Consider the following 21,974-nt stretch of genomic DNA (forward strand, 5'->3'; position numbering starts at 1 on the left):
CCGGATTTGTGCCCGCGTCACAGTCCGCCGCCGGCGGTATCGATCTACGCCCGTGTCACGATGTGCCGGTGACGGAGAGCGCGCGACGGTACGGCGGCCGCGCGGCCGAGGAGCGGGTCGCCGAGCGCCGCACGCGGTTGCTGGCCGCCGGCCTGGAGCTGATGGGCACCCGGGGGGTCGCCGGCGCGACCGTGCGCGGGGTGGCCGAGGAGTCCGGGCTGGCCGCGCGGTACTTCTACGAGAGCTTCTCGAGCATCGAGGCGCTCCAGCTCGCCGTCTTCGAGCAGATTGCCGGCGAGGCCGCGGCCCGCTCGCTCGGCGCCCTGGCCGGCGCGCCCGACGACCCCGCCGCCCGCACCCGGGCGGTGCTGGCCGAGATGGTCGACCTGTTCCTCGAGGACCCGCGCAAGGGCCGGATCGCGCTGCTGGAGTCGATCACCTCACCCGTGCTCGGCCCGCGCGTGCTCGAGGAGTCGCGCCGCTTCGCCGGCATGCTCGCCGCGACCGCGTCCTCCGGTGACCCGGCCGGGCCCGCCGAAGGGCTGCCGGTCGAGGTGCGGCTGCGGGCCCAGTTCCTCATCGGCGGCGTCGCGCACACCCTCAGCGCCGCCCTGCAGGGCGACATCGAGGTCGAGCGGGACCGCCTGGTCGACGTGCTGGTCGAGCTGTTCCTCGTGCTCAGGCCGTGACGGGGGCCTCGGCGAGCAGCTCGCGGACCCGCGGGACGACCCGGGTGCCGTAGAGCTCGATGCTGCGCATCAGCTGTTCGTGCGGCATCGCGCCGTTGCTGTACTTCAGGTCGAAGCGCTGGATCCCGAGGTCGCGCACGGCCGCCGCGATCTTGCGCGCGACCGTCTCCGGTGAGCCGACGAAGAGCGCGCCGTGGTCGACCTCGGCGTCGTACTGTGCGCGGGTGGCGGGGCCCCAGCCGCGCTCGGCGCCGATCCGGTTGCGGCTCTCCGTGAAGTGCGGGTAGAGCGCCTCGCGCGCCTCGTCGTCGGTGTCCGCGACGAAGCCGGGGGAGTGGACCGCGATGGGCAGCGCCGGTCGGTCGAACTCCTGGAGCGCGCGGCGGTAGAGGTCGGTGAACGGTGCGAACCGCGCGGGCTCGCCGCCGATGATCGCGATCGCGAGCGGGAAGCCGTAGTTGGCGGCGCGTACGACGGACTCCGGCGAGCCGCCGACGCCGATCCAGGTCGGGATCGAGCCGCGCTCGGTGGTCGGGAAGACCCGCGCGTCGCGCAGCGGCGCCCGCAGCTCGCCGCGGTCCCAGGTGACCGCCCGCTCTCCCTGGAGCGCGGCCCACAGGTCGATCTTCTCGCTGAAGAGCTGGTCGTAGTGCGCCATGTCGAACCCGAAGAGCGGGAACGACTCGGTGAACGAGCCGCGGCCCATGGTGATCTCGGCGCGGCCGCCGGACAGGGCGTCGAGGGTCGCGAAGCGCTCGTAGAGGCGGACCGGGTCGTCGGAGCTGAGCACCGTGACCGCCGTACCGAGCCCGATCCTCTCGGTGCGGGCCGCGATCGTCGCCAGCACCATCTCCGGGCTGGTCACCGCGAAGTCCGCGCGGTGGTGCTCCCCGATGCCGAACACGTCGACGCCGACCCGGTCGGCCAGCACGGCCTGCTCCACGATGTTGCGGATCACCTGGGGGTGGCCCAGGCGCTCTCCGGTCGCCGCGTCGACGGTGACGTCGCCGAAGGTGTCGAGCCCGAAGACGAGCTCGCTCACTGCTCGGCCTTCGCGGCGTCGACGTCGAAGTCGCGGACGGCGGCGATGACCTGGGCCAGGGCGGGTGCGGGCAGCGCACCGGCCTGGGAGAAGACCAGCGCACCCTTCTTGAACGCCATCAGGGTCGGGATGGAGGTGACCCTGGCGGCACTGGCGAGCTGCTGCTCCTCCTCGGTGTTCACCGAGCCGAAGACCAGGTCGCCGTGCTCCTCGGCGGCCGCCTCGTAGATCGGGGCGAAGTTGCGGCACGGGCCGCACCACGACGCCCAGAAGTCGACGAAGACGATCTCGTTGTCGAGGACCGTCTGCTCGAAGTTGCCGGCGGTCAGGTCGATGGTGGACATGTCATTCCTCAACGTCCCTCGATCGGAAATGTTCCCCGGTTGCGGTCCACGCCGCCCCTGATGCCGGGCACGGAGCCGCGGTCGTCGTACTGCCACACGGCCCAGTCGCGGGCCGGTGGGCGCTCGCCGAGGCGACGTACCCACTGGGGGTGGTCGGCCAGGTCCTTCGCGAACCCGAAGCGGTCCTCGAAGTCGGGGTAGAGATAGACCAGCGTGGTCGTGGCGAGGGTCTCGTCGACTCGCTGGAGGAACTCCCGGACCTCGGCGAGGAGGGCCGCGCGCGACGGTGGGTCGGTGCAGCTGCCGGCGAGCTCGAGGTCGAGCGCCGGCGGCTGGCCGGGGGCGGTGTCGGGGCCGAGGACGCGCAGGAAGTGCTCGGCCTGTGCCGTGCCGTCGCTGCACAGCTGGAAGTAGTGGTAGCCCGCGACCGAGACGCCAGCGCGTACGGCGGCCGCCCGGTGCGCCGCGAACCGCGGGTCCGTGAACCCGGTGCCCTCGCTGGCCTTGAGGTAGGCGAACCGGATGCCCGCACCGGCCACCTGCTCCCAGTCGATCGGGCCCTGGTGATGGGAGGCGTCGATGCCCTCGGCGAGCTTGGGGGTGGAGGTGGGCTCGGGCGTGGGGACGGGGGTCGGCGTGGGGGTCGGCGTGGGGGTCGGCGTGGGGGTGGTCGCCGGTGGTGCCGTGGTCGTGGACGGCGCCGAGGTCGTCGGTGCCGGACGGGCGTCCGGCGTACCGCCGCAGCCGGCCAGCGCCAGCACCGCCGCCATCGCGGCCAGTCTCCTCACGCGGCCAGCCTTCCACGCAGCCTTCCACGCGTGCCGCCGACGTAGGGTCGACCCATGCGCAAGCTGCTGCTGACCCTCGTCGTCGCGACCCTCGCCGCCGTCCTCGCGGTGCCCGCCCCGGCCCGTGCGGCCGTGAAGGTGATCGAGGACGGCGCCGAGCCCGCGCTGCCCGCGCAGATGGACATCGTGCGGGTCAAGATCGACAACCGCTCGGACCGGGTGGTGCTCAGGCTGACCTTCCGCGACCTGACCGAGACCCGCAAGGCGCAGACGAAGGTCTTCATCGGGACCGACCCGGCCACCGACGACGGCTTCATCGCCTATACCGGCCACCGCCCCGGCACCGCTCCGGTCACCCAGCTGTGGCAGCCGACCGACCAGGAGTTCGGCGGCACCCCGGTCGAGTGCTCCGGGATCCGCGCGAAGTGGCGCTTCGACGTCGACCGGGTCCGCATCGTCGTACCGCAGGCGTGCCTGGCCAGCCCCGCCGACCGCTACCGGTTCAAGGCGGTCGCCGGGTTCTACAAGCGCAAGGGCGACTGGACCGCCTTCCGCACCGTCAAGCGCGGCTGACCCACTGCCTCCCGGCCGCCCGGCCGCCCGGCTAGCCTCCTGTCATGGAGACCGCGCGGACCACCCACGTCCTGGTGGACGGGGAGAACATCGACGCCACCCTCGGTACGTCGATCCTGGGCCGCCGGCCCCGGCCCGAGGAGCGGCCGCGATGGGAGCGGCTCCTGCAGTTCGTCGAGCGGCAGTGGGGGCAGCCGACGAACGGGCTGTTCTTCCTGGCGGCCAACAGCGAGCTGCCGATGTCGTTCGTGCAGGCGCTGCTGGCGATCGGCTACCGGCCGATCCCGCTGTCGGGCGGCGCCAACCAGAAGGTCGTCGACATCGCCATCCAGCGCACGCTGGCGGAGCTGAAGAGCCGCGAGGCCGATGTCGTCCTGGTCAGCAACGACGGCGACTTCGTGGAGCAGATCGAGGACGTCCTCGACGGGCGGCGGGTCGGGCTGGTCGGGTTCACCGAGTTCCGCAACAGCGCGTTCGCCCAGCTCACCACACGGGGCCTGGACTTCTTCGACCTCGAGTACGACGTCAACGCCTTCAACGAGCGCCTGCCGCGGGTCCGGATCATCCCGATCGACGAGTTCGACCCGACCCAGTTCATCTGAGGGCCAGCCACCGGCAGGGCATGCTGTGCGGATGAGGCTCCTGGTTCTCGGCGGCACCCAGTTCCTGTCCCGCGCGGTCGCGTCCGAGGCGGTGCGCCGCGGGCACGACGTGGTGTGTGCCAACCGGGGGCGGTCCGGCACGGTGCCACCGGGTGTGACGACGGTGCGCTGGGACCGCGACGAGCCGGCGCCGGCCGAGCTCACCGACGGTGATCCGTACGACGCCGTGGTCGACGTGGCGCGCACCCCCTCCCACGTGCGGCGTGCCCTGGCCGCCGTACCTGAGGACGCGCACTGGGTGTTCGTCTCCACCATCTCGGTCTACGCCGCCGACGCCGACCCCGCGGGCCCCGGCCAGGGGAGGCTCCGGGACGCGATCGCCGACGACCTGGACCCGATGGCCAGCGTCGAGAACTACGGCGGGATGAAGGTGACCTGCGAGCGCCTCGTCCTCGACGCGTCACCCGGTGCGGCCGTCGTGCGCCCGGGCCTGATCGTCGGGCCGGGCGACCCGAGCGGCCGGTTCGCATACTGGGCGCGCCGCTCCACCGCGACCGGCGAGGTGCTCGCGCCCGGCGACCCGCAGGACCTCGTGCAGGTGATCGACGTCCGTGACCTCGCCGCCTGGGTCGTCACCTTGGCCGAGGACCGCACCGGCGGGACGTACGACGCCGTCGGCCCCGCGCAGCCGATCGCCGAGCTCCTCGCCGCCGTCCTGCCCGACGCCGACCTGGTCTGGGTCGCCCAGGACTTCCTCGAGGCCGAGGGCGTCGAGGCCTGGTCCGGGCCCGACAGCATCCCGCTCTGGCTCCCGCGCCCGGCGTACGACGGCATGCTGGCCCACGACGCCGCCCCCGCCCTGGCCGCGGGCCTGCAGCCGCGGGCGGTCGGCGCCACGATCCGCGACACCCGGGCCTGGCTGGACGCCGATCCCGCGGCGCGGATCACGGGGATCACGATCGAGCGGGAGGCCGACCTCCTGGCCCGGTGGCGGGCTCGACGGTGACCGGCGACCGGTTCCGCTCGCCCCGTCCCGAGGACCTCGACGCAGCGGCCCGGCACCTCTACGACGCCATCACCTCCGGGCCGCGGGCCTCGGGCGACCAGCCGTTCCCGCTGGCGGCGCCGGACGGCTCGCTGCACGGCCCGTTCGGTCCGATGCTGCTGCAGCCGGGTGTCGGATCGGCGTTGCAGGACCTCGGGGCCGCGATCCGCTACCGGGGCCACCTCAGCGACCGTGAGCGCGAGATCGCGATCCTCGCCGTGGCCGCCGCCACGGACTCGGCGTTCGAGGCCTGGGCGCACGAGCGGGTGGCCGCGACGATCGGGATGGAGCCGGACGAGCTCGCGGCGATCGCGGACGGCACCTTCGCCGGCGTCGGCGAGCGGGAGCGCTGGTGCGGCGAGGTCCCCGGCCGGCTGGTGCGCGAGCGGGCGCTGTCCGATGCCGAGTTCGCGGCGGCCGCGGCGGCCCTGGGCGAGGCCGACCTCCTCGAGCTCGTCGTGCTGGTCGGCTACTACTCCACGCTCGCGCTGGTGATGGACGTCTTCGGTGTGGGGCCGCCCGACGATTCGCCCGCGACGGACCACTAGCATCGCCCGGTGCTTCGCATCGCCACCGCCAACATCAACGGCATCCGTGCTGCCCACCGACGCGGCTTCGGCGACTGGCTGGCCACCCGCGGGTGCGATGTCGTCACGCTGCAGGAGGTGCGCTGCCCGGTCGCCGCGCTGCCCGAGGGCGCGTTCGGCGACTACCAGGTGGCGTACGACGCGGGGGAGGTCGCCGGGCGCAACGGCGTCGCCGTACTGACCCGGGAGCCGGCCGCCGCGGTCCGCAGCTGGTCGGTGCCGGACCCCGAGCGGCCGCTGCACCGCGCGCTGCGCAAGCACGCGACGGAGGGGCGCTACGTCGAGGTCGACCTGGCCGACGTACCCCTCACCGTGGCGAGCCTCTACCTTCCCAAGGGCGGCCTGCCCGCGCACCTGCAAGACCCCAAGCGGATGCGGGAGGCGCCCGACGGCGGGGCGAAGTACGACCGCAAGATGGCGTTCATGGCCGGCTTCGCCCGCCACCTCGCGACCGCCCGCAAGGCCGCGGCGGCGCAGGGCCGGGAGTTCCTGCTCACCGGGGACCTCAACGTGGCGCACCAGGAGCTCGACGTCGCCGCCTACAAGCGCAGCAACCAGACGGAGGGCTTCCTGCCCGAGGAGCGGGCCTGGCTGGCCGCGCAGCTCTCACCGCGCACGCTCGTGGACGTGGTGCGGCACCTGCACCCGGACACGGCTGGGCCGTACTCCTGGTGGAGCTGGCTCGGCCGGGCCTACGACGAGGACCGGGGGTGGCGCATCGACTACCACCTCGCGACCCCGCGGCTCGCCCGCGCGGCCGTGTCCGCGGTCGTCGACCGGGACCACCTCGGCGTCCGGATGAGCGACCACGCCCCCGTGGTCGTCGACTACGACCTCAGCTGACCTGGCGCTCTCAGCTGACCCGGCGCTCTCCGGCGATCGGTACGACGGCCACCGCGAGCAGGGGGAGCGCCGCCGCGAGGGCGTACGACGCGCCGTAGCCCCAGGCGGTGATGGTCAGCCCCGCGACGGGCGGGACGGCGACGGCGGCGAGGTGCTGGGCGGTGTTCTGCAGGCCGAGGGCGCGGCCGGACCAGAACGGCCCGGCCCGCTCGGCGACGGCGGTGAAGGCGAGCCCGTTGTCGGCCACGGTGACGGCGGACGCGACGACGAGCAGGCCGACAGCCAGCGCCGTCACCGGCCCGGACCCGTCGGCTTGCGCGGCGGCCAGGCCGAGCAGCGCCATGGTGGCGGCGGCGAGGAAGGCGACCGCGCGCATCGGCCGCATCCGGCTGCCGACCAGGTCGGAGGCCCAGCCGGCGCCGATCCGGGCGGCGGCGCCGGCGACCTGGGTGCCGGCGACGACCAGGCCGGCGATGCCGGGCGACCAGCCGAGGTCGTCGACCAGCCAGGTCAGGCCGAAGGTCCAGACCAGGAACTGCGGGACGACGAGCAGCACCGAGGCGGCGTGGATCCGGGCGAGGTAGCGGTCCTCCCGGTAGGGGTTCGCGACGGCGACGCCCGCGGCTGCGGCAGGCCGGGGCGGGTCGAGGACGACGAGCGCGACGAGGACCGCGACGAGGAGGGCGGCCGCGGTCGGCACCCACAGGGCGGGGCCGATGCCGTGGTGGTGGGCGATGACGGCGACGGTGCCGGCGGCGATCCCGACGCCGAGCGGCTGCCCGGTCTGCCGGATCCCCATCGCGATCCCGCGCCGCTCGGGCGGGAACCAGCCGACGACCACGCGGCCGGAGGCGGAGTTGGTCGCCGCCGCACCGATGCCGGCGAAGCCGAGCGCGGCGGCCATCGGCCACGGTGAGGCCAGCGCCGCCGCGGCGCCGCCGCCGGCGGCCGTGACCAGCAGGCCGGCCAGCAGCGCGAACCGCTCGCCGCGGCGGTCGACCACGAGGCCCCAGAGCACGAGGGTGAACATCATCCCGGTCATCGACGCAGACGCGACCAGCCCGGCCTCGGCCAGGCTCATCCCGTAGCCGCCGTCCGCGACGGGGCGGTGCAGCTCGGGGATGAGGAAGCTCGGTGCGGTCACCATCGCCGCCGTCGCGGCCTGGGCCCCGGTGCCGGCGGCCAGCATCGCCCAGCGCCGGGCGGCGGAGACCGTCCGCGCCTGCGTCGGCGACGGGGCAGCGGTCGAGGTCACCGGGCCAGTCAAGCACCTGTGTCCATTGAATGAGACAGCTATCTCGAGATATGAGACGTCATGGGACCGGGCGAGTCGGGCTCTACCGAATTCTGGGGACGTCGTCCGACAACCCTCCACCTGCGTCGCGTCGTCCCCGACGCTGGACATCCGGCGCGTCTGGGGGGCGCGCCGGACCACAGGAGGGACCGCGCATGAACCAGCTGAGCCCGCAAGCCCTCGACGACCTCACCGACCTCGTCGGTGCCGCGCTCGAGTGCCCCGTCCGGTTGCTGCCGCAGCCGGGCCCGCCGGGGGAGACCCAGTGCCACGTGTACGACGAGCAGGCGCGCCGGGTCGCCGTCGTACGGTGGGCCGACGACGACGCCGGGTCCCGGCGGGTGCTCGACGGGGCTAGCGCGCTGGCGACGCTGGAGGCGCACCACCGCAACGGCCGCCTGGTCGCGCCCCGCCTGCTCGCCCTGACCACCTGGTCCGGGCGCCCGCTGCTGGTCCAGGAGTGGTGCGCGTCGGCGTACCCCGGCCGGGTGCCGACCCGTCCGGCGCGCTACGACGCCGAGCGGGTGGTCGTCGAGCTCGCCACGATCGCGGACCTCGACCACTCCTACGCGGGTGGCCTGCGGACCCGGCTCCAGGACCTGCCGGCCTCGGCGTTCGGCGACCAGCTGCTCGCGGCGCTCGACCAGCTCGGCAACCGCCACGACCTCGACGCGCTGCCCCGCGGCGCCTGGCACGGCAGCTGGTCGCGCCGCACCGTCGCGGCCGGACCGCGCGGAACGGTGCTGGTGCGCGAGTGGGACCGCTACGGCCTGAACCGGCCCATCGGCTTCGACACGCTGCACTTCCGCCTCGACGAGCTGCGCGGCGAGCTGCGCTGGCACGGCGCCGGCACCGCGCTGGTCGAGGAGGCGCCGCGGATCCTGGCCCGCTGGCACGGCCGGGTGGTCGGCGAGGCCCGGTGCGTCGCCCGGCTGCTCCTGCTCGAGCTCGCCGCCCGCGAGCTCGCCGAGGTGGGCCCGGGCCGGGCCCCGGTCTCGTGGGTCGCGGACTGGATCGCGCCGACGCTGTTCAGCGCCTGATCCCCGGGCCGACCCCCGGCGGGGAATGAAGGTGCCCGGTTCCGGGAACCATTCTCGGTGTGGAGGTCGACGCATCGCTGACCCGCACCCTGCAGCTCCTCGCCGAGGGCGTGATCGAGTTCGCGGGGTTCCGCGTGGCTGCCGTCAGCCTGGCGGTCGACGGCCTGCTGCACACGGTGGCCGTGGTCGGCGACGACACCGCCGCCGCCCAGCTGGTCGACCAGCGCACCCCCGTCGAGCTCCTCGAGCGCGAGCTCGCCAACGCCGACGTGTGGGGCGCGCTGCACTTCGTCCCGGCCGACCGCTCCGGCGGCCACCTCGACGAGCACCTGTGGGTGCCCGACGTCGTACCTCTCGACGACCCGGACGCCTGGGACTCCCACGACCTGCTCTGCGGGCTGCTCCACGACCACGCCGGACAGCTGCGGGGCGTGCTGTGGGTCGACCTGCCCGATGACGGTCGGCGGCCCGGCGCAGAGCAGCGGGCGACGCTGCTGATGTACGTCCGCCTCGCCGAGCGGGCGCTCGTCACCGCGCTGGAGCGCGACGACCTCGAGCTGCGCGTCGAGCACGAGCACGCGGTCGCCGAGTACCGCCGCAGCATCATCGACGTGCTCTCCCACGAGCTGCGCGGTACGGCGGCCGCGATCGCGCACACCGTCGACTCGCTGCGCGGCGAGTCGGGCCTCGGCGACTCCGTGACCGCCGGGCTGGACGTCGTGCACGGAGGCGTGGAGCGGCTGCGGTCGGTCGTCGACGACATGGCCGCGCTCGCCAAGCTCGGGCGGACCGACGTACCGCTGCGCTCGCTCACCACCGACCTCGGCCGAGTGGCCCGCGAGGCGGTCGCGCTGCACGCCGCCGAGGCCCGCCGGCGGGACGTGACGGTGGTCGTCGAGGTGGTCGACGAGCCCACGCTGCAGGGCGATCCCGAGGACCTCGACCGGATGGTGGCCAACCTGGTGTCCAACGCGGTCAAGTACTCCGAGCCCGGCGGCCGGGTCCTGGTCCGCGTCGTCGCCGGGCCGGCGGGCGTGGTGCTGACGGTCAGCGACGTCGGCATCGGGATCGACCCCGCCGACCGTGAGCGGGTCTTCGAGGAGTTCTTCCGATCCCGCCGGCACGCCGTACGCCGCCGCCCCGGTGCCGGCCTCGGCCTGGCGATCGTGCACCGCGTCGTGACGCTGCACGGCGGCGTGGTCCGGGTCGACTCCGAGCCCGGCGAGGGCGCCACCTTCACCGTCGAGCTGCCCCGGGCGGGCGCCGTACCGCAGGCCGGCTGATCACGTGCCCAGCCGGCTACGGGTCGTGATCGTCGAGGACCACGCGCTGTTCGCGCAGTCCCTCGACTTCGCGTTGACCCGCGAGGACCACGACGTGCGGGTCCTCACGCCCGACGACTTCGCCTCGCCGGCCGCACTCCTCGCCCGGGTCCGCGAGCTCCGGCCGCGGATCGTGCTGCTCGACCTCGACCTCGGGCCCCTCGGCGACGGCCGCCTGCTCATCGCCCCGCTCGCCCGCGCCGGGGTCCCGGTCCTCGTCCTCACGGCGACCACCGACCGGGTGCGGTGGGGCGAGTGCCTCGCCGCGGGCGCGCGTCGGGTGCTGTCGAAGGCCGGCTCCCTCGACGCCGTGCTCGCCGTGATCACCTCGCTGGCGCGCGGCGGCCCGGTGATGGACGAGACCGAGCGCGCCGAGCTGATCGCCCTCGCCCGCGAGAACGGCAAGGAGCACCGGGAGATCCGGGTGCGGTTCGAGCGGCTCACCCCGCGCGAGGCCGTGGTGCTCGGGCACCTGATGCGCGGCGAGACCGTCCACGACATCGCGGCCGCGTTCGTCGTCTCGGAGAGCACCGTACGGACGCAGGTGAAGCGGATCCTCGCCAAGCTGGAGGTGTCCTCCCAGCTCGCCGCCGTCGGGCTCGCCAACCGGGTCGGGTGGAGGCCACCGGCTGCATGAGTCCCCGGCTGACCGGGGACTCATGCAGCCTCTCAGTCCCCGCTCGGCACGATCGCCGAGATCACCGTCCCGTCGGCGCGCTGGATCCCGGCGGGGTACGGCGGCTCGCCGTCCAGGCGCGGACCCTGGTCCTCGAGCGGGACGACCACGGGATCACCCGGCCCGACCTTCACCAGCTGTCCCCGCACCGCGAAGGTGACCGGCCCGGTCCCGTGCTCGACGCACAGCTCCAGCTCGGCCGGCCGGACCGTGACCCGGACCCGGGTGCCGTGCAGGGTGACCCGGAAGACCAGCGACGACCACGACGCAGGCAGCCGCGGGTCGAGCTGCCACTGCTGGTCGCCGGCCCCGGAGCCGCGGTCGCGGAAGCCGCCGAAGCCACTGACCAGGGCGCTCCAGACGCCACCGGTCGAGGCGACGTGGACGCCGTCCGCGGTGTTGTTGTGGCGGTCGGCGAGGTCGACGAAGAGCGCGGCGTGGAAGTAGCGCACCGCGAGGTCCGAGTAGCCGACCTCGGCGGCGACGATCGACTGCACCACCGCGGACAGGGTGGAGTCACCGGTGGTGATCGGGTCGTAGTACTCGAAGTCGGCCTGCTTCTGGTCTGCGGTGAACTCCTCGCCCTGCAGGTAGAGCGCGAGCACGACGTCGGCCTGCTTGAGCACCTGGAACCGGTAGATCACCAGTGGGTGGTAGTGCAGCAGCAGGGGCCGCTTGTCGAGCGGGGTGTTCTCCAGGTCCCACATCTCGCGCTCGAGGAAGTGGGCGTCCTGCGGGTGGATGCCGAGGAAGGAGTCGAACGGGATCGACATCCCGTCGGCGCACTCGGCCCACTCGTCCGGCTCGTCCGCGGTCAGTCCGGTACGACGCACCAGGTCGTCGTACGCCTCCGGGGCGTCGCGCTGCAGCTCCCACACCGCGCGGGCGGCACGGCGCAGGTTGAATCGCGCGAGCACGTTCGTGTACAGGTTGTCGTTGACGACGGTCGTGTACTCGTCGGGCCCGGTGACGCCGTGGATGTGGAAGGTGCGCCGCGACTCGTCGCGCCAGAACCCGAGGTCGGCCCACATCCGGGCGGTCTCGACGAAGATGTCGACCGCCTCCCGGGCGAGGAACTCCTCGTCACCGGTGGCGCCGACGTACTGGCTCAGGGCGTAGGCGATGTCCGCGTCGATGTGGTACTGCGCGGTGCCGGCCGCGTAGTAGGCGGACGCCTCCTGGCCGCTGATCGTGCGCCACGGGAAGAGTGCGCCCTTCTGGGACAGCTCGCGGGCCCGCGCGCGGGCGCTGTCGAGCAGGTTGTAGCGGAAGCGCAGCGCGTTCCGCGCCGCCCACGGCATCGTGTAGGTGAGGAACGGCATCACGTAGATCTCGGTGTCCCAGAAGTAGTGGCCGCCGTACCCGGAGCCGCTCACCCCCTTGGCGGCGATGCCCTGGCCCTCCGCGCGCGCCGAGGCCTGCAGGACCGAGAAGAGGTTCCACCGGATCGCCTGCTGCAGGGCCGGCTGGCCGGGGACCTCGACGTCCGCGCGCGCCCAGAAGGCCTTGAGCCAGGCCTCCTGCGCGGCGTACTGGTGGGCCACGCCCTCCTCGCGGGTGCGGGCCAGGGTGCGCTCGCAGCGGTCGATCAGCTCGCGCGGCGGCACCGTCTCCGCGGTGTGGAAGGACACCAGCTTGGTCAGCTTCACGGGTACGTCGGGCTCGGCCGCGACCCGGTAGATCGCCTTGGCGAGGTCGTCCTCGGCGTGCACCTCCAGGGAGTACGGCGACGCCGTCTCCAGCAGGTGGTCAGCGACCACCCCGAGCGTCATCCCGCTCTGCGCCGCCCGGTAGCCGAGCGAGAGCCGGCCGGTGACCTGGCTCGCCGCCTTGATCCGCGGCTCCAGCACCCGGCGGTCGAACGCCTCGGCGCGGCGCGGGTCCGCCGTACCACCGCCGCTCTGGTCGAGCGGACCGGCCTCGCGCTGCTCGTCCTGCCGGTTGACCAGCTGGGAGGAGATCGCCAGGGACGCGCGCTGGTCGAGCAGGGTGACCTCGAAGGTGAGCACCGCGAGGTGACGCTGCTCGAGCGGCACCATCCGGGTGCTGCGCACCCGCACCCGCTTGCCACCGGGCGTGCGCCAGAGCAGGTCGCGGGTGAGCACGCCGGTGCGGAAGTCCAGCGCCCGCTCGTACTCGATCAGGTCGGCGACCGAGATCTGCAGCGGCTCGTCGTCGACGTAGAGCCGGATCACCTTGGGGTCCGGCACGTTGACGATGGTCTGCCCGATCCGCGCGAAGCCGTAGGCCTCCTCGGCGTGGGAGATCGGCCAGGTCTCGTGGAAGCCGTTGATGAAGGTGCCGTCGAGGTGCGCGTCGCGGCTCTCGGAGTAGTTGCCGCGCAGGCCGAGGTAGCCGTTGCCGACGGTGAACAGCGACTCGGTGGTGCCGAGGTCACTGCCGTCGAACCGGGTCTCGACCAGCCGCCACTCGTCGACGGGGAACCGGCTGCGGTCGAGCGGGTCGCCGGCGGGCGGTGCCTTGTGGGACGGGCCCTCCGGTGCGTTCATGACTTCTCCTCCGCGGTGTCGGCCTGGACCAGGTCGGCGAGGTCGGGTACGACGAGGTGGGCGCCCGCCGCCGTCAGCGCGTCGACCCCCGCGCCGCGGTCGACCCCGATGACGAGGCCGAACTCACCCGCGTGCCCGGCGGCGACGCCGTTGATCGCGTCCTCCAGGACGACCGATCGGGCGTTCGTCGCGCCCAGCGCGGTGGCGGCGTGGGTGAAGGTGTCCGGCGCGGGCTTGCCGCGCAGGCCGAGCTCGGCGGCCAGACCGCCGTGCATGATCAACGCGAAGTAGTCGGTCAGCCCGGCCGCGGCGACCACCGCGGGCGCGTTGCGCGACGACGACACCACCGCCATCGGCTTGCCGGCCTCGTGCAGCTCCACGATCAGCGCCACCGAGCCGGGGTAGGCCACGACGCCCTCCGAGCCGAGGATCTGGTTGAACGACTCGTTCTTCCGGTTGCCCAGCCCGCACACGGTCTCCGCCGTCGGCGGGTCGTCCGGCGTGCCCTCCGGCAGGGTGATCCCGCGGGAGGCGACGAAGGAGCGGACCCCGTCGTAGCGGGGCTTCCCGTCGACGTAGGTGAAGTAGTCCTGCTCGGTGTACGGCGGGTACGCGACGTGGTCAGCCGCGGACCGCGCGGTGAGGAACGAGGTGAACATCGCCGCCCACGCGTGCATGTGGACCTCGGCCGTCGGTGTCACCACCCCGTCGAGGTCGAACAGCACGGCATCCCACGCATCCCAGTCCACAGGTGTCCGAGGCACCCGGACAGGCTAACGGGGCGGACCTCAGGGTCGGGTCAGGGACGCGATCCGGGTCACACCGGATATGTCGAGCCGTCTCGTCTGATGGAATACGGCTCATGCGCATCCCGCTCTTCGACTCGCTGCTCCGGCCTGTCCTGGACCCCGTGCTGGGTCCCGCCAAGCAGCGGATCGGCATCTGGCTGCTCAACCGGACCATGCGCAACGGCATCGACCTGCGCAAGCTTCGCTTCCTTCCGGACGCGTTCACGCTCCCGCTGCGCCGTGACGGGCTCGACCCCGTGCCCGAGCTCGTGAAGGCGCAGGCCGACGAGCCGGTCAAGAAGCTCGCCGACCTGTTCGGCAAGGGCGTGTGGATGGTCAGCGGGTACGACGAGGCGCGCGAGGTGCTCGCCGGCGGCGCCGAGGTGTGGTCCAACGACCTCGGGCAGTTCGTGTCCCAGGAGGGCCGCTCCGACGAGGAGCAGATCGGCGGCCTCGGCATGACCGACCCCCCTCTGCACACCGCGCTGCGGCGCTACCTGACCCCCGAGTTCACGATGCGCCGCCTCGCCCGGCTGCAGCCCGGCATCGAGGCGATCGTCGAGCAGCGGCTGGACGCGATGGCCGAGGCCGGCCGCGACGGGCGCCCGGTCGACATGGTCGAGGAGTTCGCGTTCGCCGTACCGTTCGACGTCATCTGCGACCTGCTCGGCCTCCCGGTCGACGACCGGGCCCGGTTCCTGGAGCTCGGCGTGGCCCGCTTCGACCTCACCGAGGGCGGCGCCGGCGCGTTCGGGGCGGCCGCGCACACCCGCGAGTTCCTGATCAACGCCGTGCGCGAGCAGCGGGCGAATCCCGGCGACGGCCTGATCGGCGCGCTGCTGCAGGAGCACGGCGACGAGCTCGACGACGTCACCCTCGGCGGCATCGCCGACGGCGTGTTCCTCGGCGGCTACGAGACCTCCGCATCGATGCTGGCGCTGGGCGCCTACCTGATCGCGACCACCCCGAAGGCCGGCGAGATGCTGCGCTCGGAGAACGCCGAGCAGATCAACCAGGTCGTCGAGGAGCTGCTGCGCCACCTGTGCGTGGTCCAGCTCGCCTTCCTGCGCTTCGCCAAGCAGGACGTGGTCGTCGGTGGTGTGCAGATCAAGGAGGGCGACGCGGTCGGCGTCTCCCTGCTCGCCGCCAACCGCGACCCGCGGCTGGCCCCGGGCCTCGACGAGTTCGACCCGTCCCGCGAGCCGACCCGGCACCTGGCCTTCGGGTGGGGCATGCACCGGTGCGTCGGCGCCGAGCTGGCCCGGATGGAGCTGCGGACCGCGCTGCGGATGCTCGCCGAGCGGTTCCCGGACCTCACCATGGCCGCCGACATCTCCGAGCTCGACTTCCGCAAGCTGTCGGCGGTCTACGGCGTCGAGGCGCTGCCGGTGCTCACCGGCGGCGACCGGGTCGCTAGCGGACGGGCCTAGACACGAAACATCGGGGCTAGCGGCTCGTGGTGAGCCGGTAGCGCCGTACGGACAGCGGGGCGAAGACCGCGATGATCGCCATCACCCAGATCAGCGTGTAGGCCACCGGGTGCTGCAGTGACCAGGCGTCCGAGCCGGGCCCGACGCCGGTGTTGCCGAACAGGTCGCGGCTGGCCTGGGTGACCGCGGAGACCGGGTTCCACTCGACGACCGGCTTGAGCACCTTGTTGAACGACGCGGTCGGCACGAACGCGTTGGAGACGAAGGTCAGCGGCATGATCACGATGAACGAGGCGTTGTTGATGACCTCGACGCTCGGCACCATCAGGCCGACCCACGCCATCACCCAGCTGATCGCGTAGCCGAAGACGAGGAGCAGCGCGAAGCCGGCGATCGCGTCGACGAAGCCCTCCCGGATCCGCCAGCCGACGAGCAGCCCGGTCAGCGCCATGATCACCAGCGAGAGCACGTTGTAGACGACGTCGGAGGACGTGCGCCCGACCAGCACCGCGGAGCTGGACATCGGCAGCGACCGGAACCGGTCGATGATGCCCTTCTGCATGTCCTCGGCCAGGCCCGCACCGGTGAAGGTCGCGCCGAACACGATGGTCTGGCCGAAGATCCCGGCGATCAGCCACTCGCGGTAGTTGACGCCGGGGGTCTCGATCGCGCCGCCGAACACGTAGGCGAAGAGCAGCACGAACATGATCGGGCTGATCAGCACGAAGACCAGGATCTCGGGCACCCGCACGATCTTGATCAGGTTGCGCTGGGCGACCACCCAGCCGTCGCTCGCGGCCTGGGTCAGGGTGCTCACTGCTCGACCTCCGTGGTCTCGGTGCCGTCATGGCTGTCGTGCCCGGTCAGGGTGAGGAAGACGTCATCGAGGGTGGGGCGGCGCAGCCCGACGTCGAGGACCTTGACCGCGTCGCGCTCGAAGCCCTGCAGCACACGCAGCAGGTCGCCCGCGGCCTCGTCGCCGACGGCGGCGGCGAGCTCGCGCCCGCCGCCGGTGACCTGCACCTCGCCGACCGCGACCTGGTCGAGCACCCGGGCGGCGGCCTCGGTGTCGGCGGCGCTGGTGAGAACGACCTCGATCCGTTGGCCGCCGGTCTGCGCCTTGAGCTCGTCGGCCGTGCCGTGGGCGATCTGGCGGCCGTGGTCGATCACCACGATGTCGTCGGCCAGCACGTCGGCCTCCTCGAGGTACTGCGTCGTCAGCAGCAGCGTCGCGCCGTCGGCCACGAGCTCGCGGATCACGTCCCACATCAGCTGCCGGCTGCGCGGGTCGAGCCCGGTGGTCGGCTCGTCGAGCACGATCACCGGCGGCGCCGCGACCAGGGCGCAGGCGAGGTCCAGGCGCCGGCGCTGGCCGCCGGAGTAGGTCTTGGTCGGGCGGCTCGCGAACTCGGTGAGGTCGAAGCGCTCGAGCAGCTCGCCCGCCCGGGCCCGGGCCGGTCCGCGGCCGAGGTGGTAGAGCCGGCCGATCATCACGAGGTTCTCGGCGGCCGTGAGGTGCTCGTCGACGGCGGCGTACTGCCCCGACAGCCCGATCCTCGCCTTGGCCGCGGAGGGGTCGGCCAGCACGTCGACGCCGGCGACCCGGATCTCGCCGGCGTCGGGTCGCAGCAGCGTCGTCAGGCAGCGCACCGCGGTGGTCTTGCCGGCGCCGTTGGGCCCGAGCAGCGCCAGCACCTTACCCTCCGGCACGGCCAGGTCGAGGCCGGCCAGGGCCTCGACGTCCTGGTAGCGCTTGACCAGTCCGGTCGCGCTGATCATCGGTTCGCTCATCGCCGTCCCTGCGTGTCGTCGTACCCGTGTCGGTGTGCTTCGACCGTAGGGACCGCCACCGACAGCCGAACTCATCGTCGGTGAGGCAAGGCTGGGCGATCCTAGGCAAGGCTTCCTTTTCTGGAATCGTTCCAGAAAAGATGTCAGGCTGGGTCCCACCGACATCCACTCGAAGGGAGCACCACCCGTGGCCACCACCGTGACCCGTCACCGCTCGACCCAGCACGTCTCCCACCCCGCGTTCCGCGCCGACGCGGCCCTCGCCGGACACCTCCAGCGGGTCCTCGCCGACCTCAACGACCTCGCCCTCCAGGGCAAGCAGGCGCACTGGAACGCGGTCGGCCCGAACTTCCGCGACCTGCACCTGCAGCTCGACGAGATCGTCGACGCCGCCCGGGAGTTCACCGACGCCGTCGCCGAGCGGATGCGTGCACTGTACGTCGTCCCCGACGGCACCTCGGCCCGCGCTGCCGCCCAGTCCAGCCTCCCCGCCTTCCCGGGTGGCGAGGTCGCGACCGGTGACGCCATCGACGCGATCGTCGCCTCGATCTACGCCGTGACCGGCACCGTCCGCGAGGTCCACGACGCCGTCGACGCCGCGGACCCGACCACGGCCGACCTGCTGCACACGATCCTCGACCGGCTCGAGCAGCTGGCCTGGCTGACCGACGCCGAGCGTCGCGCGCCCGAGGGGTCGGTGCCGGAGGCGATCATCGCCTGAGCCCCCCGCGCGACCAGATCGTTCGATCGAACGGTTCGAGCGGGTTGTTGTAGCAAAAAGTCCCCCAAGCCGTTCGATCGAACGGTTTGGCGGTACTGGACAGATCGGCCAACTTGTCTCACGCTTGTGGCATGTCGGCTGAACTGTCCCAGGGCTACCGGCCGGGCGGCGGCGCGGCGTGGCGCGACCCCTGGGCGTCGTACGCCTGGCTGCGCGACCACGACCCGGTCCACCACGTGGTGCCGCCGCGCCACCCCGAGCACGACCACTACGTCCTGTCGCGGCACGCCGACGTGCTGGCGGCTGCGGTGGACGTGACGACGTACTCCAGCACCGGCGGCCTGACGGTGGAGTACGACGAGCTCGAGCGGATCGGGCTGGTCGACAACCCGCCGTTCGTGATGACCGACCCGCCCGTCCACACGACCTTCCGCCGGCTGGTGGCGCGCGGGTTCACGCCGCGCCAGGTGCGCGACCTCCAGCCCGTGGTGCGGGCGTTCGCCGCCGACCGGCTGGACGCGCTGCGCGCGGCCGGCGGCGGCGACGTCGTGGCCGAGCTGTTCAAGCCGCTGCCGAGCCTGGTCGTCGGGCACTACCTCGGCGTGCCCGTCGAGGACCAGCCACGGTTCGACGACTGGAGCAGCGCGATCGTCGCGGCCAACGTCGCGGGCGAGGGCGTGCTGGCGGCGGCCGAGGCGGCGAGCGCGACGACGGAGCTGATGACGTACTTCGCCGACCTCGTCGAGCGCCGCCGCAGCGCGCCCGGCGAGGACACCGTCTCCCAGCTGGTCATGGCGCAGACGGACCTGCTCGAGATCCTCGCGTTCGTGTTCACCATGGTCGCGGGTGGCAACGACACCTCCACCGGCGCTCTCGGCGGCGCGGCCCAGCTGCTCGCCGCACACCCCGACCAGCGCGCCCTCCTCGCCCGCGACCCCGGGCTGGTCCCGGACGCCGTCGAGGAGTTCCTGCGGCTCACCTCCCCGGTCCAGGGCCTGGCCCGCACGACCACCCGCGACGTCGAGCTGCGCGGGGTGCACATCCCGGCGGGACGCAAGGTGCTGCTGCTGTACGGCGCCGGCAACCGCGACCCGCGCAGGTACGGACCGGACGCCGAGCTCCTCGACGTACGCCGCCGCCCGAGGCAGGTGCTCAGCTTCGGCCAGGGCCACCACCACTGCCTGGGCGCGGCCGCCGCGCGGCTGCAGATCACCGTCGCTCTTGAGGAGCTGCTCGCCCGGATCCCCGACTTCACGATCGACGAGGACGCGGTCACGTGGGCGCCCGGGCCGTACGTCCGCCGTCCGCTCTCGGTTCCGCTGGTGGTCTCGTGAGCTGGGTCGACCGTCGTACGCCGGCGGTGGAGCGGATCCTCGACGCGGCCGGCGGGCTCTTCGCCGAGCGCGGCGTCGACGCGGTCGCGATGGGCGAGATCGCCGTCGCCGCAGGCTGCTCGCGGGCGACTCTCTACCGCTACTTCCCCGACCGGCCCGCCCTCCAGCTGGCGTTCGTGCAGCGCGAGGCGGTCCGGGTCGGGGCCTCGGTCGCCGCCGAGGCGCCCGCCACCGTGACCGACGGCGTCCTCGCGGCGCTGCGCCACGTCCGGGCGGCACCGGCGCTGGCGGCCTGGTTCCGCGAGCCTGACGCCGCCCGGACAGCGGACCTCGCCCAGGGCTCGGAGGTCGTCCAGGCGCTCGGGCTCACCATGGCGCCGGACCCGGAGGCCGCCCGCTGGCTCGTGCGGGTGATCGTCTCGCTCCTCACCGTCCCCGGCGGCGACGTGGCCGAGGAACGGCGGCTGGTCGAGCGGTTCGTCGCACCGGTGATCGCCCTGACCTCCCCCTGACCCGTCCCCGGTCGGGCCCTGAGCCTCCCCTTCGCGGCGTCGGTCGCCGCCTACGGTGGGGCGCGTGGGAGCACTCGTCTGGGCGTACACCGCCGCGATGACCCTCGTCCTGGCTGCCGGCCTCGGGGCGGTGATCCGCCGCATCCTCGGCGCCCGGGTGGGTTGGCTGCGCACCTTGCTGGTGGCCTGGATCGCGCTGCTGGTGGGCGTTCCGATCACCGGCAAGCTCGCTGTGGAGGCCGGCGTTGGCACCGAGGCCGGGAGGCTGACCACGTCCCAGGGCACCGCGGTCGCGTTCCTGCTGGTCGCCTGCCTGTGGGTCTTCGCGGCCGCGCTCGCCGTCGTGATGCTGCTCGAGGTGCTGGTCCCGTCGGGCACGGTGCCCGGGCCGCGCGAGGCTGTCGGCCGGTTCCGCGCGTGGCTGCGGCGGACGCGTCGCTACGTCCAGATCGGCCGTGCCGCCACCGGTTCCGGGCTCGGCACGGTGCTGCGCCGCGGTCCCGGGTCGGCCTCCTTCGGGCCCGCCCTCGCGTCGGTGTTCAACGAGTCGGGCGTCACCTTCGTCAAGCTCGGCCAGATCCTCGCCACCCGCGACGACCTGCTGCCCGCCGAGACCACGCGCGCGCTCGCGACCCTGCAGTCCGATGCGGATCCGGAGCCGTACGCCGCCGTGGCCGCCACCATCGAGGCCGACCTCGGTGACCGGCCGGACGTCCTGTTCGCCGCCTTCGACACCTCGCCGCTCGCTGCGGCGTCGGTGGCCCAGGTGCACACCGCGACCCTGCACGACGGCCGGGAGGTCGTGGTCAAGGTGCAGCGCAGCAAGGCCCGCCGGCAGGTCGAGGTCGACACCGACATCCTGGTGCGCCTGGCCCGGACCGCCGAGCAGCGCTGGCCGTGGGCGCGCGACATGGCGGTGTCGCGGCTCGCCGCCGGCCTCGCCCAGTCGCTGCGCGAGGAGCTCGACTACCGGATCGAGGCGGGCAACACCGACGCCGGCGCGGCCACGCTGCGCGATCGCCCCGACATCGTGGTCCCGGCCGTCGACACCGCGCTCAGCACCCGCCGCGTCCTGGTGATGGACCGGCTGCACGGCACCCCGCTCTCGGTGGGGGAGCCGGCCGTCGCCGCCCTGTCCGCCGAGCGCCGGGTCGAGCTCGCCGACACCCTGATCGGCGCGCTGCTCGACACCGTCTTCGTCGCCGGCGTCTTCCACGCCGACCTGCACCCGGGCAACATCCTGGTCCTCGACGACGGGCGGATCGGGCTGCTCGACTTCGGCGCCGTCGGCATCCTCGACAGCGAGACCCGGCAGCTGCTCGCCCTGCTGCTGTTCGCGATCCTCAGCGACGACGCGGTGTCCGCGGTCGACGCGCTGACCCTGGCGTTCGACGTACCCGACCACCTGGACGTCCCGCTCCTGCGTCGCGAGCTGGGCCGCGAGATCGCCGCCCTCCAGCTGCAGTCCACGATCGGCGGGGACACCTTCACCCGGATCTTCGCGGTGCTGCGCCGCCACGGCATCGGCGTACCCGGCGACGTGGCCGCGGCCTTCCGTACCCTCACCTCGGTCGAGGCCGCGATCACCCTGCTCGACCCCGGCAGCAGCCTGCTCCGGTCGGCCCGCTCCCAGCTGCCCGCGCTGATGCGTCGCCTGGCCGGGCCGAAGCGGGTCGCCGCCCAGGCCGTCAGCCAGGCCGGCGTCGTCGCCGCCATCGCCCGCCGCCTGCCCGAGCGCGTCGAGCACCTCACCAGCGCCCTCGGCGAGGGGACCTTCACCGTCCGGACCCGCGCCTTCGGCGACGCCGACGACCGCGCCTGGCTGCGCGACCAGGTCAACAACGGCCTGGCCGCCGCCTTCGGCATCACCGCCTGCATCCTCGCCGTCGTCCTCGGCCTGAACGGCGGCGGGCCCCGGCTGACCGAGGAGCTCTCGCTCTTCGGCCTGTTGGGGCTCGCGCTCGGGTTCTGCGGGGTGACGCTGGCGCTGCGGGTGGTCGTGCGGCTGTTCCAGCGCCGGGAGTGACGCGTCTGGTGCCCGGT

The 21,974-nt window shown here is 73.4% G+C and carries 22 protein-coding genes; 14 read left to right on the plus strand and 8 right to left on the minus strand.

Translation table 11 applies throughout. The features are described 5' to 3' along the window. The first annotated feature begins 68 nt into the window (after window positions 1–68). On the plus strand, window positions 69–689 hold the full coding sequence (locus FBY23_RS02445; protein ID WP_222117700.1) for a TetR/AcrR family transcriptional regulator: 621 nt from the start codon (window positions 69–71) through the stop codon (window positions 687–689). Here FBY23_RS02445 and FBY23_RS02450 read toward each other — a convergent pair. From FBY23_RS02450 to FBY23_RS02460, 3 genes are read right to left on the minus strand one after another with little or no spacing between them, the layout of a single operon-like run. After that, window positions 679–1,731, minus strand: coding sequence for an LLM class flavin-dependent oxidoreductase (locus FBY23_RS02450; protein WP_141796695.1), 1,053 nt, complete (start codon window positions 1,729–1,731; stop codon window positions 679–681). The genes FBY23_RS02445 and FBY23_RS02450 overlap by 11 nt on opposite strands. Continuing rightward, window positions 1,728–2,075, minus strand: coding sequence for a thioredoxin (gene trxA / locus FBY23_RS02455; RefSeq protein WP_141796696.1), 348 nt, complete (start codon window positions 2,073–2,075; stop codon window positions 1,728–1,730). The genes FBY23_RS02450 and trxA overlap by 4 nt, the downstream gene beginning before the upstream one ends. Window positions 2,076–2,083: 8 nt before the next feature. Further along, on the minus strand, window positions 2,084–2,863 hold the full coding sequence (locus tag FBY23_RS02460) for a glycoside hydrolase family 25 protein (RefSeq protein ID WP_141796697.1): 780 nt from the start codon (window positions 2,861–2,863) through the stop codon (window positions 2,084–2,086). Between the two features lie 54 nt (window positions 2,864–2,917). Between FBY23_RS02460 and FBY23_RS02465 the strand changes: the two genes are divergently transcribed. The 5 genes from FBY23_RS02465 to FBY23_RS02485 are packed head-to-tail and all read left to right on the plus strand — an operon-like array spanning window position 2,918 to window position 6,513. After that, the gene (locus FBY23_RS02465; protein ID WP_141796698.1) at window positions 2,918–3,436 is read left to right on the plus strand and encodes a hypothetical protein; all 519 of its coding nucleotides are present in this window, start codon (window positions 2,918–2,920) and stop codon (window positions 3,434–3,436) included. A gap of 44 nt (window positions 3,437–3,480) precedes the next feature. After that, complete coding sequence (locus FBY23_RS02470) at window positions 3,481–4,038, plus strand: NYN domain-containing protein (RefSeq protein WP_141796699.1); 558 nt, start codon at window positions 3,481–3,483, stop codon at window positions 4,036–4,038. Window positions 4,039–4,069: 31 nt separating this feature from the next. Beyond that, on the plus strand, window positions 4,070–5,044 hold the full coding sequence (locus tag FBY23_RS02475; protein ID WP_141796700.1) for an NAD-dependent epimerase/dehydratase family protein: 975 nt from the start codon (window positions 4,070–4,072) through the stop codon (window positions 5,042–5,044). Then, window positions 5,026–5,631, plus strand: coding sequence for a carboxymuconolactone decarboxylase family protein (locus FBY23_RS02480; RefSeq protein ID WP_222117701.1), 606 nt, complete (start codon window positions 5,026–5,028; stop codon window positions 5,629–5,631). The genes FBY23_RS02475 and FBY23_RS02480 overlap by 19 nt, the downstream gene beginning before the upstream one ends. A gap of 9 nt (window positions 5,632–5,640) precedes the next feature. Next, complete coding sequence (locus FBY23_RS02485) at window positions 5,641–6,513, plus strand: exodeoxyribonuclease III (RefSeq protein ID WP_141796701.1); 873 nt, start codon at window positions 5,641–5,643, stop codon at window positions 6,511–6,513. Window positions 6,514–6,523: 10 nt separating this feature from the next. Here the strand turns inward: FBY23_RS02485 and FBY23_RS02490 are convergent, their stop codons facing one another. Continuing rightward, window positions 6,524–7,768: an MFS transporter gene (locus FBY23_RS02490; RefSeq protein WP_260805700.1), complete on the minus strand. Its 1,245-nt coding sequence runs from the start codon at window positions 7,766–7,768 to the stop codon at window positions 6,524–6,526. Between the two features lie 194 nt (window positions 7,769–7,962). On the opposite strand from FBY23_RS02490, the gene FBY23_RS02495 reads away from it, so the two are divergent. Genes FBY23_RS02495 through FBY23_RS02505 form a run of 3 tightly spaced genes read left to right on the plus strand, consistent with a single transcriptional unit; the run spans window position 7,963 to window position 10,806 of the window. Beyond that, the gene (locus FBY23_RS02495) at window positions 7,963–8,847 is read left to right on the plus strand and encodes a hypothetical protein (protein WP_141796702.1); all 885 of its coding nucleotides are present in this window, start codon (window positions 7,963–7,965) and stop codon (window positions 8,845–8,847) included. A gap of 59 nt (window positions 8,848–8,906) precedes the next feature. Beyond that, a complete protein-coding gene (locus tag FBY23_RS02500; RefSeq protein WP_141796703.1) occupies window positions 8,907–10,130 on the plus strand; it encodes a sensor histidine kinase KdpD in 1,224 nt (407 codons plus the stop codon). Between the two features lie 4 nt (window positions 10,131–10,134). After that, window positions 10,135–10,806, plus strand: a complete 672-nt coding sequence (locus FBY23_RS02505; protein WP_141796704.1) for a response regulator transcription factor — start codon at window positions 10,135–10,137, stop codon at window positions 10,804–10,806. 32 nt (window positions 10,807–10,838) lie between these two features. Here the strand turns inward: FBY23_RS02505 and FBY23_RS02510 are convergent, their stop codons facing one another. After that, entirely contained in the window at window positions 10,839–13,355 is a 2,517-nt protein-coding gene (locus FBY23_RS02510) for a glycoside hydrolase family 65 protein (RefSeq protein ID WP_141796705.1), read from the minus strand. After that, window positions 13,352–14,119: an HAD family phosphatase gene (locus FBY23_RS02515; RefSeq protein WP_260805701.1), complete on the minus strand. Its 768-nt coding sequence runs from the start codon at window positions 14,117–14,119 to the stop codon at window positions 13,352–13,354. The genes FBY23_RS02510 and FBY23_RS02515 overlap by 4 nt, the downstream gene beginning before the upstream one ends. 98 nt (window positions 14,120–14,217) lie before the next feature. Here FBY23_RS02515 and FBY23_RS02520 point away from each other — a divergent pair, with 98 nt between their 5' ends. Next, window positions 14,218–15,573 carry a cytochrome P450 gene (locus FBY23_RS02520; RefSeq protein ID WP_222117702.1) on the plus strand — a complete coding sequence of 452 codons (1,356 nt, stop codon included), beginning with the start codon at window positions 14,218–14,220 and terminating at the stop codon, window positions 15,571–15,573. A 16-nt stretch (window positions 15,574–15,589) separates the two neighbouring features. On the opposite strand, the gene FBY23_RS02525 is transcribed toward FBY23_RS02520, so the two are convergent. Both FBY23_RS02525 and FBY23_RS02530 read right to left on the minus strand, forming a co-directional pair. Then, the gene (locus tag FBY23_RS02525) at window positions 15,590–16,390 is read right to left on the minus strand and encodes an ABC transporter permease (RefSeq protein ID WP_141796706.1); all 801 of its coding nucleotides are present in this window, start codon (window positions 16,388–16,390) and stop codon (window positions 15,590–15,592) included. Then, the gene (locus FBY23_RS02530) at window positions 16,387–17,364 is read right to left on the minus strand and encodes an ATP-binding cassette domain-containing protein (protein WP_222117703.1); all 978 of its coding nucleotides are present in this window, start codon (window positions 17,362–17,364) and stop codon (window positions 16,387–16,389) included. The genes FBY23_RS02525 and FBY23_RS02530 overlap by 4 nt, the downstream gene beginning before the upstream one ends. A gap of 163 nt (window positions 17,365–17,527) precedes the next feature. Between FBY23_RS02530 and FBY23_RS02535 the strand changes: the two genes are divergently transcribed. The 4 genes from FBY23_RS02535 (at window position 17,528) to FBY23_RS02550 (ending at window position 21,957) form a co-directional block, all read left to right on the plus strand. Beyond that, complete coding sequence (locus tag FBY23_RS02535) at window positions 17,528–18,085, plus strand: Dps family protein (RefSeq protein WP_396954509.1); 558 nt, start codon at window positions 17,528–17,530, stop codon at window positions 18,083–18,085. 131 nt (window positions 18,086–18,216) lie between these two features. After that, the gene (locus FBY23_RS02540) at window positions 18,217–19,419 is read left to right on the plus strand and encodes a cytochrome P450 (RefSeq protein WP_141796707.1); all 1,203 of its coding nucleotides are present in this window, start codon (window positions 18,217–18,219) and stop codon (window positions 19,417–19,419) included. Continuing rightward, window positions 19,416–19,931 carry a TetR/AcrR family transcriptional regulator gene (locus FBY23_RS02545; RefSeq protein WP_141796708.1) on the plus strand — a complete coding sequence of 172 codons (516 nt, stop codon included), beginning with the start codon at window positions 19,416–19,418 and terminating at the stop codon, window positions 19,929–19,931. Before FBY23_RS02540 ends, FBY23_RS02545 begins: the two co-directional genes overlap by 4 nt. Before the next feature lie 64 nt (window positions 19,932–19,995). Next, window positions 19,996–21,957 carry an AarF/ABC1/UbiB kinase family protein gene (locus FBY23_RS02550; RefSeq protein ID WP_141796709.1) on the plus strand — a complete coding sequence of 654 codons (1,962 nt, stop codon included), beginning with the start codon at window positions 19,996–19,998 and terminating at the stop codon, window positions 21,955–21,957. The last annotated feature ends 17 nt before the right edge of the window (window positions 21,958–21,974 follow it).

The organism is Nocardioides sp. SLBN-35 (assembly GCF_006715725.1).
Taxonomy (GTDB): Bacteria; Actinomycetota; Actinomycetes; order Propionibacteriales; family Nocardioidaceae; genus Nocardioides.